Genomic DNA, 16,310 nt, shown 5'->3' with positions numbered 1-16,310 from the left:
CACACTGTCGGGATGATCCTCAAGCTCGACCCCCGGTGGCCTCTCGTCTGGCGCGATCCCGCTACCCTCCAGATCGGCATCGACCCGCCCCGCGCAGTCCTCGGCGGGCTCTCCGCCCTGGAAGAGCGACTCGTCGCAGCGCTCGCCGTGGGGGTGCCGCGATTCGGCCTCGAGGCGCTCGCGGACGGCCGGTCCGACCTCATCGACGCGCTCCTCGAGCGCCTCTCCCCCGTGCTCTCCCCCGCTGCCGCCGAGCCGACGGCACCCTCCGGGCGCCTTGCGATCACCGGCTCCGGAGCTCTCGCCGACGCGGTGACCGGGATGCTGCGCGCCCTCCGCTACGACGTCGAGGCGGCCCCCACTCCCGACGCTCTCCGCGACACCGGCCCCGACCTGGCGATCGCCGTCGGCCGCTGGGTGCTCGATCCGCGGCTCCACTCGTTCTGGCTCCGACGCGACACCGTGCACCTCCCCGTCGTCTCTACCGACTCAGCGGTGCACATCGGACCCGTCGTCGAACCCGGGGACGGCCCGTGCCTGCTGTGCCTCGAGCTGCACCGGCGCGACGGCGACGTCGCGTGGCCGGCGATCGCCAGTCAGCTGCTGGGACGGTCGGCGGGCGCCGAGCATCCGGTGCTCGTCGCGGACGCGGCCACCGCCGTCGTGCGGCTCGTGCAGGCGCGCCTGGACTCGGGGCCCATCGCCCCGCGCTCTGTTCGGCTCACGGCCGACGGGGAACGCGCCGACCGGCTGTGGCATCCCCACCCGGAGTGCGGATGCCGGGGCATCGGCGACCTCGTGTCCCTCGAGGCGGTGCCCGCTACAGCTCCGCGAGGAAGCGGCTCGGCGAGCGGGTCGACCGCCCCGGTCCGCCCGCTGCCCACGAGAGCGAGAGACGGCGCCGCGCTCGCGTGACGCCCACGTAGAGCAGCCGCCGCTCCTCCTCCACTGCCCGATCGTCGCGGGCGTAACTGATGGGCAGCAGACCCTCGGACAGCCCGACGAGGTGCACCGAGTCCCACTCCAGCCCCTTCGCGGAGTGGATCGTGGCGAGAGTGACCGCCGAGATCGCGGGCTCATGCTGGGCGGCCTGGCGCTCGAACAGCTCATCGACGAACTGCCGCAGCGTCGTGCCTGCCGGGGCGGCCTCGGCGAGACCCATGATCGCGTTGAGCGACTCCCACCGATCTCGGACGGCGCCTGCGGCTTCGGGTGCGGTCGCCGACCACCCGATGGAGCTCAGCACGTCGCCGACCGCTCGCGTCAGGGAACCCGGCGCCGCCGCGACACTCGCCCCGCGCAGGAGCATGAGCGCCTCCTTGACCTCGCGCTGGTCGAAGAACCGCGTGGCGCCGCGCACCGCGTACGGAACTCCGGCCGCCGCGAGAGCCGACTCGATCGCCTGCGCCTGCACGTTGATGCGGTAGAGCACGGCGATCGACTCGGGTGCGGCACCGGCGGCGATCTCGGCGCGGATCGCCCGGGCGACGGATGCCGCCTCCGCCGCGTCATCCGCGTGCCTCGTCGTCTCCGGGGCGGGGCCGTCGGCGCCCAGGGCGGAGACGAGCTCGAGAGCACCCGGCCGACCCCGCATGAGGCGGTTCGCCGTCGCGACGATCGCGGCGCTCGAGCGGTAGTTCTGCTCGAGCCGCAGCACGACGGCCTCATCGAACTCGCCGGGAAAGCCGAGAAGGTAGTCGGGGCTCGCCCCCGCGAACGTGTAGATCGTCTGGCTCACGTCGCCGACGACGCACACGTCGGTGCGCTCGCCGAGCCACAGCCGCAGCAGGTCGTGCTGGAGCGGCGAGACATCCTGGTACTCGTCGACGACGAAGAAGCGGTACTGCTCGCGCACCTGCTGGGCGACGCGCGGCTCCGCCTCGATCATGCCGGCCGCTGCGAGCAGCACGTCCTCGAAGTCGATCTGGCGGCGCTCGTCCTTGAGCCGCTCGTAGGCGTCCTGGAGGGCGACCATGCGATCGCGGTCAAGACTCGGCGGGAGGGGTCGATCCCGAGCCGCGTACTGGTCGATCGTGAGGCGCGAGGTCTTGCGCCACTCGATCTCCGCCGCCGCGTCGCGCAAGGTGGCAGTGTCGAGGCGCAGTCGCAGCCCGTCGGCCGCGTGCGCGAGCAGTCGCGCCTTGCTGTCGAGGATCTTCGGCATCGTGCCGCCGATGACCTGCGGCCAGAAGAAGTTCAGCTGCGAGAGGGCGGCGGCGTGAAAGGTGCGGGCGGCGACCGTCTCGGTGCCGAGTGCGCGGAGCCGGCCCCGGAGCTCGCTCGCCGCGCGCGCCGTGAACGTCAGCGCCATCACGCGATTCGGCGGATACACGCCCGAGGCGACACCGTAGGCGATGCGGTGCGTGATCGCGCGGGTCTTGCCGGTGCCCGCTCCGGCGAGCAGGCAGACCGGGCCGAGCAACGACTCCGCCGCGAGCCGCTGCTGATCGTCGAGTCCGTCGAGCAGGGCGGCGGTGCTCACCGCTGCCCGTCGCGGATGCTCGAGCCGAACCATTCCTCGATGATCGCCCGCGCGATCGACGTCGGGCCGGGGAGCACGATCTCGTCGAGGGAGGCAGCGAGCTCGTCGCGGCTGAACCAGCGCAGGTCGAGGATCTCTGTGCCGTCCGGCTGGGCCGCGCCCGCGAAGTCCGCGGCGACGGTCGCGGTGAAGCCGAGCATGAGCGACGCGGGGAACGGCCACGGCTGGCTGCCGAGGTAGACCGGATCGCCGACGATCACCCCCGATTCCTCGAACACCTCGCGCTGCACGGCGGCCTCGAGCGATTCCCCCGGCTCGACGAAGCCGGCGAGAAGGCTGTAGCGGTTCGACTCCCAGAGCGCGTTCGAGCCGAGCAGGATCCGGTCATCGGCGTCCGTCACGCCGACGATGATCGCCGGGTCGGTGCGGGGGAAGATCTCGAGGCCCGACACCGTGTCGCGGCGTACCCAGCCGCCCTTTTCGGCGACGGTCGGCTCACCCGTGCGCGGCGAGAAGCGGTGCGAGTCGTGCCAGTTCAGGATGCCCAGCGCCTCCGTCAGGAGCCCTGCATCCCGGTCGCTCAGCCGTGCCCCTACCTGTCGCAGGTTGCCCCACTCCGCCTCCGCGAGGTGCCGCGCGTCCTCGAGCTCGACGGCGACGACCGCGGTGCCTGCCGGCTCGGCGTCGGTCGCCGTCGTGGTGCGACCGAGGTACACGCGCGTGAGGGTGTCGCCGGGGGGCAGGGCATCCACAGGCAGCAGGGCGAGCCGATCGGGGGCGGCGAGCAGCGCCGAGCCCTGGAACACGGGCAGGATGCGCGTGCCCGGGTCGGCCCAGAGCCGATCCCACAGGCCGTCGCTCTCGCGCCCGAGGTGGTCGCGATCGATCTCGAACCGCGACAGCGGAAGCCTCGAGAGGAAGGATTGCGACATCTGACGACCCCGTATGAAGTGCGTGGCGTACGGCGAATACGGGAGCTCCGCCGCCTACCCTGGGGGGCATGGCGAGATCCCATCTCACTCTAGCCGCGCTCGCGACCTCGGCCGTCCCCGGCCTCGACGCCGTCGCTGCGGCGTCATTCGGCTCGGGCCGCGGCGGAGACTTCGACTCCGCCCTCATCACCGGCCGCGACGGCCACCACTGGCTCATCCGCGTGCCGCGCACCGCTCAGGCCGAGGCTGAGCAGTCCGCCGACCTCGTGGCGCTGCGTGCGCTCAGCACCGGAGTTCGGACGCGACTGCCCTTCGCGGTGTCCACGTTCGCCGGCCAGGTGCCCGTCGACGGCACCCGCGGCGTGGTCTACGAGTACGTGTACGGCTCGCCCGTTCCGCTGCGCTCCTACGACTCGCGCCTCGCCACCTCGATCGGCGCGGCGATCGCGGCCATCCACTCGCTGCCGACGAGCTTCGTCACGGATGCCGGGCTCCCGACCCTCACTGCCTCCGAGTCCCAGCGCTCGTGCATGACCGTCGCCGATCGGGCCGCCGCGACCGGACTGCTGCCCGCCGCCCTCGTGGGGCGATGGGAGCGCGCGCTGGAAGACAGCAAGCTGTGGCAGTTCCAGCCGGTGGTCTCGCACGGCGGCTTGAGCGCTGATTCGGTGCTCGTCGCCGAGGGCGAGGTCTCGGGCATCCTCGCCTGGCAGGATCTTCGGGTCGCCGACCCCGCTCGCGACCTGCAGTGGATCCTCGGGACTCGCTCCGAGCCCGTGGTCGAGGCGGTGTTCGCCAGCTATGAGCAGGTTCGCGGCGCGGGCGATCGACAGCTGCTGCAGCGCGCCCGGCTCTACTCGGAGCTCGAGCTCGCCAAGTGGCTGCTGCACGGCACCGAGGTGCGCTCGACGGAGATCGTGGATGACGCAGTCGAGCTGCTGACCGGGCTCGTCGACTCCATCCGCGACGACGTCATGAACCCGATCGGGGCGCAGACCATGCCGACCATGGCCGTCGACGAGGTCGAGGCGATGCTCGACCGCCAGCGCCGCGCGGTCTAGTCTTTCGGCTCGCTCTATTTGAGTGTCCAGCGCACGCCCGTGAGGAGCGCCGTGCCGAAGAACGTCCACCCCGCCTTGGTCAGCAGGATGTCGCGTGCCTCGGCGGGGACGAAGGGCACCGCCGCGCAGCACACCCAGCCGACCGCTGCCGCCGCCGCGATGACGACGAGGAAGCGGTCGCGGCTGCGGGCCTGACGCAGCGCGGGACGAAGTCCGCGTCTCGACGAGCGGCCGAATCGACGCCAGAACCACACGGCGAAACCGATCGACGCGGCGACCACGGCCAGCTGGGCACCGAATCGCGCTGCATCGGGCACGGTCGGGGCGGCGATCATGAGCAGCAGCCAGGTCGCCCAGAGGGACACCTCCCAGCGCAGGACGGCGGCCACGAGCGCCTGCCGGAGGAGGGTGAGAGTGCGGTCGTCGGCGGGACGCACAGCAAGATCGGTCGCGAGGACGGACACCGAATCGCCGAACATGCCCCGCCTCTGCTGGGCTGCGGCGAGGCCCCTCAGGGCCGACGAGTCGTTCGGATCGAGCTCGAGCGCTCGTCGGAACGCCGCTTCGGCCCCCCGCGTGCGGCGCATGGCGACGAAGGCGTCGCCGCGAGCCACGTGCGAGGCCGGGTCTTCGGGCGCGAGTTCGAGGAGCCTGTTCGTGGCCCGGATGAGCGCCCTATCGCTCACGTCGGCGTAGATCATCGAGTAGATCAGCTGGCGCTGGGCGTCGATGTCGGCCGGGTCGAGGTGCAGGGCCGTTCGCGCCGCGGCGACGCTCTCGTCGGCATAGCCCAGGCGCGCCAGCGCGTCGGCGCGCACCCGGTGGATCGGTGCACTCAACGGGTGACGCTCGAGGAGCCGAGCGGTGAGAGTGACAGCACCCCACGGATTGCCGGAATTCACGGCGCAGACGGCCAGGAGGAAGAGCGCCTCGTCGTCGTCGGGGTGCTCGCGGAGCACGGCGCGAAGCAGGGCCGCGGCGGGCTCGAACCGATGCGCCTCGACGAGGGCGCGCGGAGCGTCGAGCGGATCGGAAACGGGTCACCACCTCCTCCAGCACCGGAGGAGGCATCCCCGGCGAGAATTGCGATGACCCGCAATCTATCGCGTCGGCCTACCGCCCCGACGCGGCACGCGGCACGATCGCGACCCAGTTGCCGCGCCGCGGCCGCACCGCGACGGTGAGGCGGCCGCTGCGGGCGAGCACGAGCGAGATGGCGATCGCCGCGAGGGCGGGGATCGCCCCGCACACGATCATCGCGTTCTTCGGCCCGATGGTCTCGGCGATCCAGCCGACGAGCGGGCCGCCGATCGCCTGCCCGCCAACGAGGACGATCACCCAGAACGACATGACCCGGCCGCGAATGGCGAGATTCGACGAGAACTGCACCATCGTCTCCGCAGCGGTCATGACGAGCAGGCGCGAGAAGCCCACGGTGACGAGCACGACGAGGAACATGGGATAGAACGGCGCGAGCCCCGCGAGCGCGAGGAGCACGCCGTAGAGCAGCACGCCGAGCACGATCGTGCGCAACCGGAGGCTGGATCGCCGTGCCGAGACGAGCGCACCGGTGAGCGCGCCGACCGCGGTCAAGGTGTTGTAGAGCCCGTAGCCCTGTGCGCCGGTGTCGTAGACGGTGTCGGCGATTCCCGCGAGGAGGGTGGGCATCGGCACGCCGAAGACCGCGACGACCCCGACGATGACCATCGTCCAGAACAGCGCCGGTTTGCCGAGGATGTACCGGCCCGCCTCCCGGATCTGGCCCTTCGTGCTCGGGGCGCGCGGGCCGACGAGCAACTCGTCTCGACGCATGGCGAGGAGCAGGCCGATCCCGATCGCCGCCGCGCCGACGTTGATGGCGATCGCCCACCCGGACCCCACGACGACGATGAGGGCTCCGCTGAGGGCCGGCCCGAGCAGCGCCCCGAGGTGGAAGATCGACGCGTTGACGCTGATGGCGTTGCGGAGGTGTCGCGGACCCACCATCTCGTTGACGAACACCGACCTCGCGGGACCGTCGAAGACCTGCACGAGGCCGATGCCGAGCACGAGCGCGTACACCGAGACGAGCGTCGCCGCGCCCGTGATCGCCAGCACGGCGAGCACGAGACTGAGAGCTCCGACGAGGCCCTGGGTGAGCAGGAGCACCGCGCGTTTCGGGAAGCGGTCGGCGATGACGCCCGCCCACGCGCCGAGCAGGAGGGTGGGGACGAACTGAATCGCAATCGTCAGGCCGACCAGGGCGACCGAGCCGGTGAGCTCGAGGACGAGCCAGTCGGTCGCGATGCGCTGCATCCACCCGGCGGTGTTGGAGAGGAACTGGGCCACCACGTACAGGCGGTAGTTGTGCATCCGCAGCGCACTGAAGGTGTCCTTCCACGCCGGGCGCTGCATGGCCACCGCGATCGGCATCGTCGCCGGGTTCGCGTCGGGGGTTATCGCCACCGTTCCACGGTAGCCTCGCACCCGTCATACCGTTGGCTTATGGTGGCTATAAGTCCCATAACGTTCCGCAATGAGAGGCGGTGAGGATGCTCGACCCGGTGCTCCTGCGGACCTTCGTGGCCGTCGCCGAGACGCTGAGCTTCACCGGTGCGGCGGCGCGACTCGGGCTCAGCCAGCCGACCGTCAGCCAGCACGTGCGCAAGCTCGAGCAGTCCGCAGGGCGCATCCTCGTTCTGCGCGACACCCGGACGGTCTCGCTCACCGACAACGGCGAGGCCATGCTCGGCTTCGCCCGCAGCATCCTCGCCGCTCAGGACCAGGCGGCGAGCTACTTCACCGGCACCGCGATGCGCGGTCGGCTGCGGTTCGGCTCGGCGGACAACCTCGCGCTGACCCAGGTACCCGGCATCCTGCGCGACTTCCGCCAGCTGCACCCGCAGATCACCCTCGAACTGACCGTGAGCCAGAGCCCCGTGCTGCTTCGGCGCCTGCAGGCGGGGCAGCTCGACCTCGTGTTCATCAACCAGGACCCCGTCTCGCTCGGGCCCGGCGAGCCGGCCGGCCAGCTCGTCCGCCGGGAGCGGCTCGTGTGGATGGCGCACCGCAGCGTCGTTCTCGAGCCGGATCTGCCGCTGCCCCTCATCGTCTACCAGGCGCCGAGCCTGAGCCGGTCATCCGCGATCCGCAGCCTCGAGGAGGCGGGGCGCACGTGGCGCATCACGTGCACGGTCAAGGAGGTCAACGGCGTGCTCGCCGCGGTGCGCGCCGGCATCGGCATCGCGCCTTACCCGCAGTCGCTCATCCCGCCGGACCTCGCCCAGGTGCCCGCCGCACTCGCGATGCCTCAGCTCGGCGACGTCGACTTCACGCTCGTCTCGAGGCCGGGTGCGGCACGCGAGCCCGTCGAGGCGCTCGCGTCCGCGATCATGTCGCGACCGTTCCAGCAGAACTAGCGCTGCACCATCAACTGGTCGACGAGGTTCTGGAACGCCTCGGGCGAGATATTGACGTAGCCCGAGTACGGGTGGTCCATGCTCGCGGTGACGAAGATGAGCAGCGCGACGAACACGGCGATGATGCCCGACATGATGAGGTGGACCCGCAGGTTGCGCGCCTCGACGAGGGCGAGCATCGTCGCGTTGATGACCGCGCCGATGCCGACCACGACCCACATCACGGGAGGCAGCGCGAGATCGGTCTCGTCGAGGCGCGCACGCCGAGCCTCCAAGAAGTCGAAGAACTCGCTCAAGATCTGGTTGTGCAGTGTCTGCTGACCGATCGTGGTCGGCTCGAACGAGAGCAGTAGGGCCTGGATGTGATCGACCCGCGTGTTGCCCTCGGACGGGATGATGCCCTGCTGCTGCAGCGGCCAGTCCTCCGCGATGACACTCAGCGTGTAGTCGCGCACGTGACCCTGCAGCTCCATCGCGAGGCTCTCGGGGTAGCCGGACATACCCCGGTAGAGCGCACCCAGGGACGAGACCTCGTCGAGGACGACGACGTCGACCCGCTCGAAGTTCTCATACACCGACACCGCGATCAGGGCGAGCAGGATGCCGTAGAAGAGGCCGTAGGACGACATGGCGTACCCGAGCACCCGGTCCCACTCCTCGTGGTTGGCTGCCGCCCGACGCACCCACGGGCGGACGAGGAGGAGGATGCCCCACGAGACTCCGAGGAACAGCAGCACGAAGCTCGGCATGGTCACCCAGAGGGGCACGATCGCGGCGAGGTCCACCCGCTACTTATAGCAGCGCGCGCCTCCACCGTGCGAGAAGCTCGGCCTCGGAGTCGACGTGGTCGGGCCGGATGACGCGGTCGTCGCTCACGAAGTAGAACGCCGCCTCGACGCGCGACTCGTCGATGCCCTTCCACCGCGCGAACGCGAGGCGGTAGAGGGCGAGCTGCAGCTGCTTCGACTCGAGGTCGGCGTCGTCCTTCGGCGCCTTGCCCGTCTTCCAGTCGACGATCTCGAATCGACCTCCCTCGAGCTCGTACACGGCGTCGATCTTGCAGATGACGATGCGGCCGTCGAACGGCAGGTGGATCTCGCGCTCCACCTCGACCGGGCGCCGCGAGGCCCACGGGCTCGACTCGAAGATCGACCGCAATCGGTCGAGGTCGACGTCGACGAGGTCCGATCCGTCGAGCTCGGTGAGCGCGGCATCCAGCTCCGCCGCGTCGCCGCCGACGCCGTACCGGTTCTCCACCCAGGAGTGGAAGAGGGTGCCGAGCTGCGTCGCGCGGTAGGGACGCTCCGGCATGGGTCGCCGCAGGGACGAGGCGACCGAGGCCGGGTCGTCGACGAAGTCTTTGAACCGGGATGCCGGCACACGCGTCGGCAGCTCCACTCGGGAATCCCCCGCGAGCCGTTCGCGACGCTCCGCGAGGAGCAGCTCGATGTCCTCCGCCCACGGACCGGCGACCGCAGGCTCGGCGGCGCGAACCGCCGCGGCCGCTGCCTCGACCGCCGGCCGACGAGAACCGAGCGGGTCGCGCGGCCACAGGAGCCGCTCGAGGTTGTCGCCGAGCGGGTTCTCCTCGAGTGACGTCTCGAGGGGAATCGGACCGATGATGCCCGCCGCCACGAGCTCGCGCAGGTAGGTGCTCGGCGTTCTCGACCGCGACTGCGTCGCCCAGAAGGAGCCGCTGAGCAGAAGACCGTGGCGCGCCCGCGTGACAGCCACATAGGCGAGTCGGCGTTCCTCCTGGAGGAGATGCTCCTTGACCCGTGCCTTGAAGTCGGTGAGCGCGTCGCGCACCTCGACGCGCGTCGTCGCGGCCTCCCATTCGAACTCGGGGAGCTCAGCAGCATCACCGCGGAACGGCCAGGGCAGCTGCCCGAACGAGAGCCAGCCCTGGTATCCGCCCTCCGCGGGCCGACCGGGGAGTTCGTCTTCGACGAGGCGGGGCACGACGACCACGTCCCACTCGAGCCCCTTGGAGCCGTGGATCGTGAGCACCTGCACCGTGCCCGGCTCCGGATCCTCGGGGCGGGGGGACAGGTCCTCGCGCTGCTCCGCCTCCCGCAACCACGAGAGGAATCCCCCGAGCGTCGCGACCTCCTCGAGGGCGACGTAGTTGCCGACAGCATCGAAGAAGGCGTCGATCGTGGCCGATCCGAGCGGCCGGTACTCGTTCGCGGCGATCTCGATATCCAGGCGCAGCTCCTGCAGCACGACGGCGACGAACTCGGGCAGGTCGAGTCCGGCGCGGGAGCGGAGCCGCGAGAGCAGGCGCGCGGCATCCCGCAACCGTTCCAGCCCCTCCGGGCTGAACGCCTCGAGGGCGAGGTGGCCGGGCTTCGCCGTTCCGAGGAAGTCGAGCGCGTCGACGATCGAGCCGCCCTCCCCCGCGGCGACGGACGACTTGAGCGCCTTCGCGAGCTCCTCGTCGTAGCGCTGCTGCGCGTAGTCGCGGTCGCGCAGCCACGACGCGAGCCGACTGAGCGCGTAGAGGTCCTGCACCCCTATGCGCCAGCGCGCGCCGGCCAGCAGTCGCAGCAGCTCGAGACCGGCAGAGGGATCGTGCACGACGGTGAGGGCCGACACGAGGTCGGCGATCTCCGGCTCGGCGAGGAGCCCGCCGAGCCCGAGGACGTGGAACGGGATGTCCCGCTTGCGCAGCGCCTCGAGGAAGAACCCCTGCGACTTGCGGGTACGAAACAGAATCGCCGCCGACGGCGGTGTCGCGGACTTCAGCTTCGGCTCGAGCCAGGCCGCGACCGACTCGGCCTCGTCGACGACCGACTCGGGGAAGGCCACGTCCACCGGCATCGAGCTGGCACGCGGGCTCGCCTCGAGCCGCTCGACCGCGACCCGCCCGTGCGCGAACGGCGCGACGACCGCGTTGGCCGCCTCCAGGATGACGGTGCCGTTGCGCCAGCTCGTCGAGAGCGCGTACCTCGAGCCCTGGGCGCCGAAGGCGCGAGCGAAGTCGTCGAGGTTCGATGCGCTCGCGCCGCGCCAGCCGTAGATCGACTGGTTCGGATCGCCGACCGCCATGACCGGATGCCCGGCGTACAGCTCCGCGAGCAGCTGGGTCTGCACGACCGACGTGTCCTGGTACTCGTCGAGGAGGACGACCCGGTAGCGATCCCGCTCGGTCTCGGCGACGGACGGCCGAAGGCGCACGATGCGCAGGGCGAGGGCGACCTGGTCGGAGTACTCCACGAGTCCGCGAGCGGCCTTCGCCGACTCGAACTCCGCCGCGAGGTCGACGAGCACATCGAGTGCCCCGACGTTCTCGGCGAGGCGCAGCACTTCGACGTACTCCCCGCGCCCACCGGACGGGAGGTCGGCCACCCCCGCGACCCGCTTCGCGAACGCCCGGACCGCTTCCGGGTCGGCGACGTTCTCGGCTAGCCCGCGGGCGACGGACAGCACCGCGCGAGTGATGGGGTCGAGGTTCTTGCCGAGCGGCGCGAGGCGCGGGTCGGCACTGCGGAGGACTGTCGAGCGGGCGAGCTGCCACGCGGCCGCCTCGCCGAGGACCGCGCCGTCCGACTCCCGGCCGAGGACGACCGCGTTGTCGCGGTAGAGCGCGTTGGCGTAGGAGTTGTAGGTCGCGACCGTGGGGGCCTCGAACGGGTCGTAGGCGTCGGCGAGCATCCCCGCCCTCGAGAGGTCGGCGATGCGCTCGCGGATGCGGTGCGCGAGCTCCCCGGCCGCTTTTCGGGTGAACGTCAGACCGAGGATCTCGCTGGGGCGGACCAATTCGTTCGCCAGCAGCCAGAGCACGCGGCCGGCCATCGTCTCGGTCTTGCCCGACCCCGCTCCCGCGACGACGAGGGCCGGCCCGAGCGGCGACTCGATGACGGCGCGCTGCTGCGGCGTCGGGCGCGGGCGCCCGAGCGCGTCGGCGATGTCGTCCGCGCTGTAGCGGTGCTCAGTCACTCGACACCTCCCGGACGCGGTGCAGGCGCAACCGCGACGAGTCGGACCGGTACGTGTCGAGCTCGAGGGGGCCGACGAACTCGGCGGCGGCGATGAGTGCCGCCGCGGCGTCCACTCGCTCCCGGAAGGCCTCGAGTTGCTCGGGGCCGAACGCCGCCTGCACCCCTTCGCGGTAGAGCTTTCCCTTGACGCCCTGCTTGACGTACAGCAGCTTCGCCCCGCCCGCGATGTGCTCGCCGTGGGGAGCCAGCGCCTCATCGAGGATCCCCGACGCGTACGCCAGCTGGTACGCCCCGAGTTGCGGATGCTCGGCGATCGCCGCCGCGCTCGTCTCGGGAGTGCCGGTCTTGAGGTCGACGATGACCACCTTGCCGTCGGCGGTACGCTCCACCCGGTCGATCGAGCCGGAGAGCACCGCTCTACCGACCTCCAGCCGGAAGCGGCTCTCCGCCCCGACGAGCGTCTTGCCGTCGCGCCGGAAGTCGGCGAGGTACTCCGCGAGCGCCTCGGTGAAGCCGCGGGCGATGACGCGCTGTCGGTCGGCGAGCCAGGGCGCCTCGAACAGCAGCTCCCCCCAGCGCTTCTCGACCGCCTCCCAGAGGGCGTCGACCGTGATGTCCTCCGACGTCTCCATGGCCCAGTGGATGATCGTGCCGACCCCCGCGATGACTCCCGACTCCGACCCCGCGATCCGGTCGAGGAACCAGTCGAGGGGGCTCGCGAGCAGGGTCTCGATGGCCGACGGCGAGATCGGCACCTGCTCGCCCTCGAAGAGAGGACCGGTGGTGGAGATGTCGAGGAGTCCGAGCCAGTCATCCGGGTCGGCTCCCGGCACGCCCTCGACGGCGAGCGCGGCGAGGGTGCTCGCGGCCGCGGCATCCCCGGGCATCCGCGCGAGCCGCCGGCGCAGCCGGCCCACCTGGGCGCGGAGGCTCAGCGGCGAGGCGGTGACGTCGATGAGGGGAGCATCGGCGGCGAGACCGAGCAGCACGCTCGCCGCCTCGTCGTCGTTGGCCACCGCGGCGAGCACCACGCGGTGCCGCGCTCGCGAGACGGCGAGCGCGAACATGCGCAGCTCGTCGCCGAGCACCTGTCGCCGTTCGTCCACCGCGCTCGACTCGACCCCCGTCACGGCCCGGACGAGCTCCTGGGGAGCGAGGAGCGACCCGCGCAGCCGCAGGTTGGGCCACACGCCGTCCTGGAGCCCGCCGACGATCACGGTGTCGAACTCCAGTCCCACCGTCGCCGACGGGGTCGTCACGAGCACGGCGTCGTCGTAGGGCTGCGGCGAGAGCGTGTCCTCGGGCACCTCCGCGCCGAGGATCTCGTCGAGGTAGAGGCGAGGGGCGTCCCCCGGCCGGAGCTCGGCGAAGCGCTTGGCGGACGTGAAGAGGGCCACGATGCCGTCGAGGTTGCGGTTGGCCTCGGCCGCCGCGATGCCGCCGGAGAGCGCCTGGTCGTACCAGGAGCGCGCGAGCCCGCTGCGCTCCCACGCGAGCCAGAGCAGCTCCTCGATCGATCCGTCGCTCGAGCGCAGTTGCGCGAGCGTGCCCGCGAGTCGCTCGGCGGAGCGCGCCACGCGGTGGTCGATCGTCGCGAGCCGACCCGGCTCCTCGAGCGCCTCGACGAGGAGCTCGTCGGCGGGGCGCCGCCCGCCACCCGCTACCTCCTCAGCACGGAGGGCGATCCTCAGCCGGCGCAGGGCGAGCCGATCGAGACCGCCGAAGGGGCCGAGAAGCAGCTCCGTCGCGAGCTCGGGGGTGAGGTCGACATGGCCGATGCCCACCTGCACGACCCGCAGCAGAGCGCGCGCGGCGAGGTCGTCGCGCAGCGGGGTGCCGCCCACGGTCGTGCGGGTGGGGACCTCCGCGAGCGCGAGTGCGCGCACGACCGCGGGCACTTGCGCTCCGCTGCGCACGACGACCGCCATCTGCCGGTAGGGGATGCCGCGGCGCAAGTGCTCCTCGCGCAGCACTCGGGCTGCCGTGGCCCACTCGCGGGCGGGGCTGGGGGCCTCGATGCGGGACAGTGGGAGCGGGGCATCCTCGCCAGCGGCGGCCGCGAGGCGCTGGCGACCGGCCGCCGCAGCGCCGATGCGCTCGGTGACCGACGCGGTGAACGCCCGCAGCGCGGGGCCCTGACGATGGCTGGACGACAGCACGATCGTCTCCGCCGGAACGCCGAGCACGCTCGAGAGACGGCCGAGGGAGTCGGGCTCGCCGCCGCGAAAGGCGTTCGCCGCGACATCCGGGTCGCCGAACGCGACGACCGCGATGCCGCGCGCTGCGAGCGCCGCGAGCAACGACAGGGTGGTCTCGGTGGCCTCTTGGAGGTCGTCGATCACCACGAGGCGAAGCGAGGCGACCCGCTCGCCGACGTCACCGCGGGCGATCGCGGCGACCGCGAAACGCACGAGTTCTGCCTGGTCGAGCCGGATTTCGGTGGAGTACGAGAGCACCTGGGCGTACTCCTCGATGAGGTCGGCAGCGGCCCGCCACTCCGGATGCCCGTGCTCGCCCGCGAGGCGACGAAGCTGCTCGGGCGTCACGTCGTGCTCCGTCGCGCGGGTCATGAGCTCGCGCAGCTCGGTGCGGAACCGGCGCAGCCGCCGCACCTCGGGTCCGAGCGACTCGGGCCACTCGGGGCCGCCGCCTTCGGCGAGGTGGCCCTCGAGGAGGGCGGCGAGCTCGGCATCCTGCTCGCCCCCGCTCACGAGCCGGGGCAGCGGCTCCCCCGCCGACCGGGCGGCGTCGCGCACGATCTCGAAGGCGAGCGAGTTGACGCTGCGCGCCATGGGGCCGGTGGTCGGAGTGACGAGACGCAAGGCGATCGCGTCGCGCAGCCGGGTCGCGGATGCCCGGCTCGTCGTGAGCGCGAGCACGGCATCCGGCCCCCAGCCCGCGCCGAGCACTCGGTCGGCGACGAGCTCGATGAGCGTCGTCGTCTTACCCGTGCCGGGAGCGCCGAGCACGGCGGCGGATGCCTCGGCCGGGAGATCGAGCACCGCCCTCTGCGAGGCATCCAGAGCCACCGGAGCAGCGCCCGAGGCGGGCGCTGCGGGCGCACGGAAGCCGGTGATCGTCACACGCCCAACGTAGTGCCGTGCGCTGACAGAGAACGGCGCCGCGGGCCGATCGCGAAGTGTCGTAGCCTGTGTCCGTGGACATTCGTATCGGCATCGCCAACAGCCCCCGTGAGATCAGCTTCGAGTCGTCGCAGACTGCGGCGGAGGTCGAGTCGCTTGTCGCGAAGGCGCTCGACTCCGACGCGAAGTTCGTGAAGCTCACCGACGACAAGGGCAAGATCTACCTCGTGCCCACCGCGTCGCTCTCCTATGTCGAGGTCGGCTCCGAGGAGTCCCGCCGGATCGGTTTCGTGGCCTGACATGGAGCTCCTGTTCGTGACCGTCATCGGCGCCGGGATCGGGCTCGCCCTGCGGTACCTGCTGCCGCGTCGCGACACCTACGGAGTGCTCTTGCTCCCGGCCGTGTCCGCTGCAGCGACGGCGATCGTGTGGGTCGCTCTCGTCTGGGTCGGATGGACCTTCGACGGCACCTGGATCTGGGTTGCCAGCCTGGGCGCGGCGGTGATCGCGGCCGTTCTGACGGCGGTCGTGCTGCCCCGACGTCGGCTCCAGTCAGACGAGTCCCTCTTCGCGCGGCTCGCGGGCGCGAAGGCCTGACGCGACTCTCGCTCAGGCGGTGAGGCCGAGCGCATCCATGCGCCGCGTGTGGGCGGCGATGAGCTCGGTGAACACCGGCTCGGCCCTGTGTTCGGCGCTGCTGCCGCCGTGATCGAGGCCGAGGGCCGAGCGCGCGACGAGCATCGTGTCGCCGACGAGGCGACGGCCCCACATGGCGAGCCGGGAGGCGAGGCGCGCGTTGTCCGCGATCGCGAGGCGCAGCTGCTCGGCGAGGAGTGGCTCCTCGTCCGCCGACGCGAAGATGGCCGCGACTCGCTCTCGCTCGCCCGCGGGAAGGCCGACGGCGAGCCGGGCGAAGAAGTCCTCGAGGAATCCCGACGTGAGGTAGCAGCCCAGGAGCGTCTCGAACCAGTCCGCGCCGCGAGTGGTGCGCTCGAACTCGTCGACCGCGGCCGTGTAGGGCTCCATCGCCTCGGCGACGGTGCCGCCGGACCGGGTGATCTCGTCGGCGAGGGCCCGGTGCTTGGCGATCGAGATCTCGGCCGCGCGGCCGATGGCGGCCTTGGCCGCGGTCGTCGGAGCGGTCGAGACGGCCCGGGACAGGTTCTCGAAGAGCATCAGCTGCACGTACGCCGCTCGACCGAGGAACTCCCCCACGGGCGGCGTGAACTCGTGCAGATCGAGCCGGGGGGTGGCGAGGTCCTCTGACCGCGGGCGCAGGCGCGGCGCCTCAATGCGACGCGCGCGACGGCGGAACCAGTGAGCCACGGTAGCCAAGCTTAGGACAGGCCCGCGGTGCCTGCGCCGGGGTGCGGCTCGTGACCGGCTAAACTGGTCGGTATGCCCCCCGTT

The 16,310-nt window shown here is 71.6% G+C and carries 13 protein-coding genes; 5 read left to right on the top strand and 8 right to left on the bottom strand.

From position 1 onward, the window contains the following. The first annotated feature begins 12 nt into the window (after positions 1-12). Positions 13-915 (top strand): hypothetical protein, encoded by a 903-nt coding sequence (locus Q5716_RS03810; protein WP_305001758.1) that lies wholly within the window; start codon positions 13-15, stop codon positions 913-915. Here the strand turns inward: Q5716_RS03810 and Q5716_RS03805 are convergent. Further along, the gene (locus tag Q5716_RS03805; RefSeq protein ID WP_305001757.1) at positions 821-2,515 is read right to left on the bottom strand and encodes an ATP-dependent helicase; all 1,695 of its coding nucleotides are present in this window, start codon (positions 2,513-2,515) and stop codon (positions 821-823) included. The two genes, Q5716_RS03810 and Q5716_RS03805, sit on opposite strands and share 95 nt — an antisense overlap. Beyond that, positions 2,479-3,414: an NAD(+) diphosphatase gene (nudC, locus tag Q5716_RS03800; protein ID WP_305001756.1), complete on the bottom strand. Its 936-nt coding sequence runs from the start codon at positions 3,412-3,414 to the stop codon at positions 2,479-2,481. The genes Q5716_RS03805 and nudC overlap by 37 nt, the downstream gene beginning before the upstream one ends. A 68-nt stretch (positions 3,415-3,482) precedes the next feature. On the opposite strand from nudC, the gene Q5716_RS03795 reads away from it, so the two are divergent. Next, positions 3,483-4,475, top strand: a complete 993-nt coding sequence (locus Q5716_RS03795; protein ID WP_305001755.1) for a phosphotransferase — start codon at positions 3,483-3,485, stop codon at positions 4,473-4,475. A gap of 14 nt (positions 4,476-4,489) precedes the next feature. Here Q5716_RS03795 and Q5716_RS03790 read toward each other — a convergent pair whose 3' ends face one another. Next, positions 4,490-5,434: a tetratricopeptide repeat protein gene (locus tag Q5716_RS03790; RefSeq protein ID WP_434056583.1), complete on the bottom strand. Its 945-nt coding sequence runs from the start codon at positions 5,432-5,434 to the stop codon at positions 4,490-4,492. Between the two features lie 154 nt (positions 5,435-5,588). Continuing rightward, positions 5,589-6,920, bottom strand: a complete 1,332-nt coding sequence (locus Q5716_RS03780; protein ID WP_305001754.1) for an MFS transporter — start codon at positions 6,918-6,920, stop codon at positions 5,589-5,591. Positions 6,921-7,006: 86 nt separating this feature from the next. On the opposite strand from Q5716_RS03780, the gene Q5716_RS03775 reads away from it, so the two are divergent. Continuing rightward, positions 7,007-7,873: a LysR substrate-binding domain-containing protein gene (locus tag Q5716_RS03775; RefSeq protein ID WP_305001753.1), complete on the top strand. Its 867-nt coding sequence runs from the start codon at positions 7,007-7,009 to the stop codon at positions 7,871-7,873. Here the strand turns inward: Q5716_RS03775 and Q5716_RS03770 are convergent. From Q5716_RS03770 to Q5716_RS03760, 3 genes are read right to left on the bottom strand one after another with little or no spacing between them, the layout of a single operon-like run. Further along, on the bottom strand, positions 7,870-8,658 hold the full coding sequence (locus Q5716_RS03770) for a bestrophin-like domain (RefSeq protein WP_305001752.1): 789 nt from the start codon (positions 8,656-8,658) through the stop codon (positions 7,870-7,872). The genes Q5716_RS03775 and Q5716_RS03770 overlap by 4 nt on opposite strands. Positions 8,659-8,665: 7 nt before the next feature. After that, complete coding sequence (locus tag Q5716_RS03765; RefSeq protein ID WP_305001751.1) at positions 8,666-11,815, bottom strand: ATP-dependent helicase; 3,150 nt, start codon at positions 11,813-11,815, stop codon at positions 8,666-8,668. After that, the gene (locus Q5716_RS03760) at positions 11,808-14,900 is read right to left on the bottom strand and encodes an ATP-dependent DNA helicase (protein ID WP_305001750.1); all 3,093 of its coding nucleotides are present in this window, start codon (positions 14,898-14,900) and stop codon (positions 11,808-11,810) included. Before Q5716_RS03760 ends, Q5716_RS03765 begins: the two co-directional genes overlap by 8 nt. Before the next feature lie 74 nt (positions 14,901-14,974). Between Q5716_RS03760 and Q5716_RS03755 the strand changes: the two genes are divergently transcribed. Continuing rightward, positions 14,975-15,199 (top strand): DUF3107 domain-containing protein, encoded by a 225-nt coding sequence (locus Q5716_RS03755; protein WP_305001749.1) that lies wholly within the window; start codon positions 14,975-14,977, stop codon positions 15,197-15,199. 1 nt (position 15,200) lies between these two features. Beyond that, the gene (locus Q5716_RS03750) at positions 15,201-15,497 is read left to right on the top strand and encodes a hypothetical protein (protein WP_305001748.1); all 297 of its coding nucleotides are present in this window, start codon (positions 15,201-15,203) and stop codon (positions 15,495-15,497) included. A gap of 12 nt (positions 15,498-15,509) precedes the next feature. On the opposite strand, the gene Q5716_RS03745 is transcribed toward Q5716_RS03750, so the two are convergent. Continuing rightward, complete coding sequence (locus Q5716_RS03745; RefSeq protein WP_305001747.1) at positions 15,510-16,226, bottom strand: ferritin-like fold-containing protein; 717 nt, start codon at positions 16,224-16,226, stop codon at positions 15,510-15,512. Positions 16,227-16,310 lie beyond the last annotated feature (84 nt).

The sequence above is a fragment of the Antiquaquibacter soli genome (genome assembly GCF_030580675.1).
Classification (GTDB): Bacteria; Actinomycetota; Actinomycetes; order Actinomycetales; family Microbacteriaceae; genus Rhodoglobus; species Rhodoglobus soli.
The sequence above is the reverse complement of the archived record's forward strand: the minus strand, read 5'-3'. Positions and strand labels throughout refer to the sequence as shown.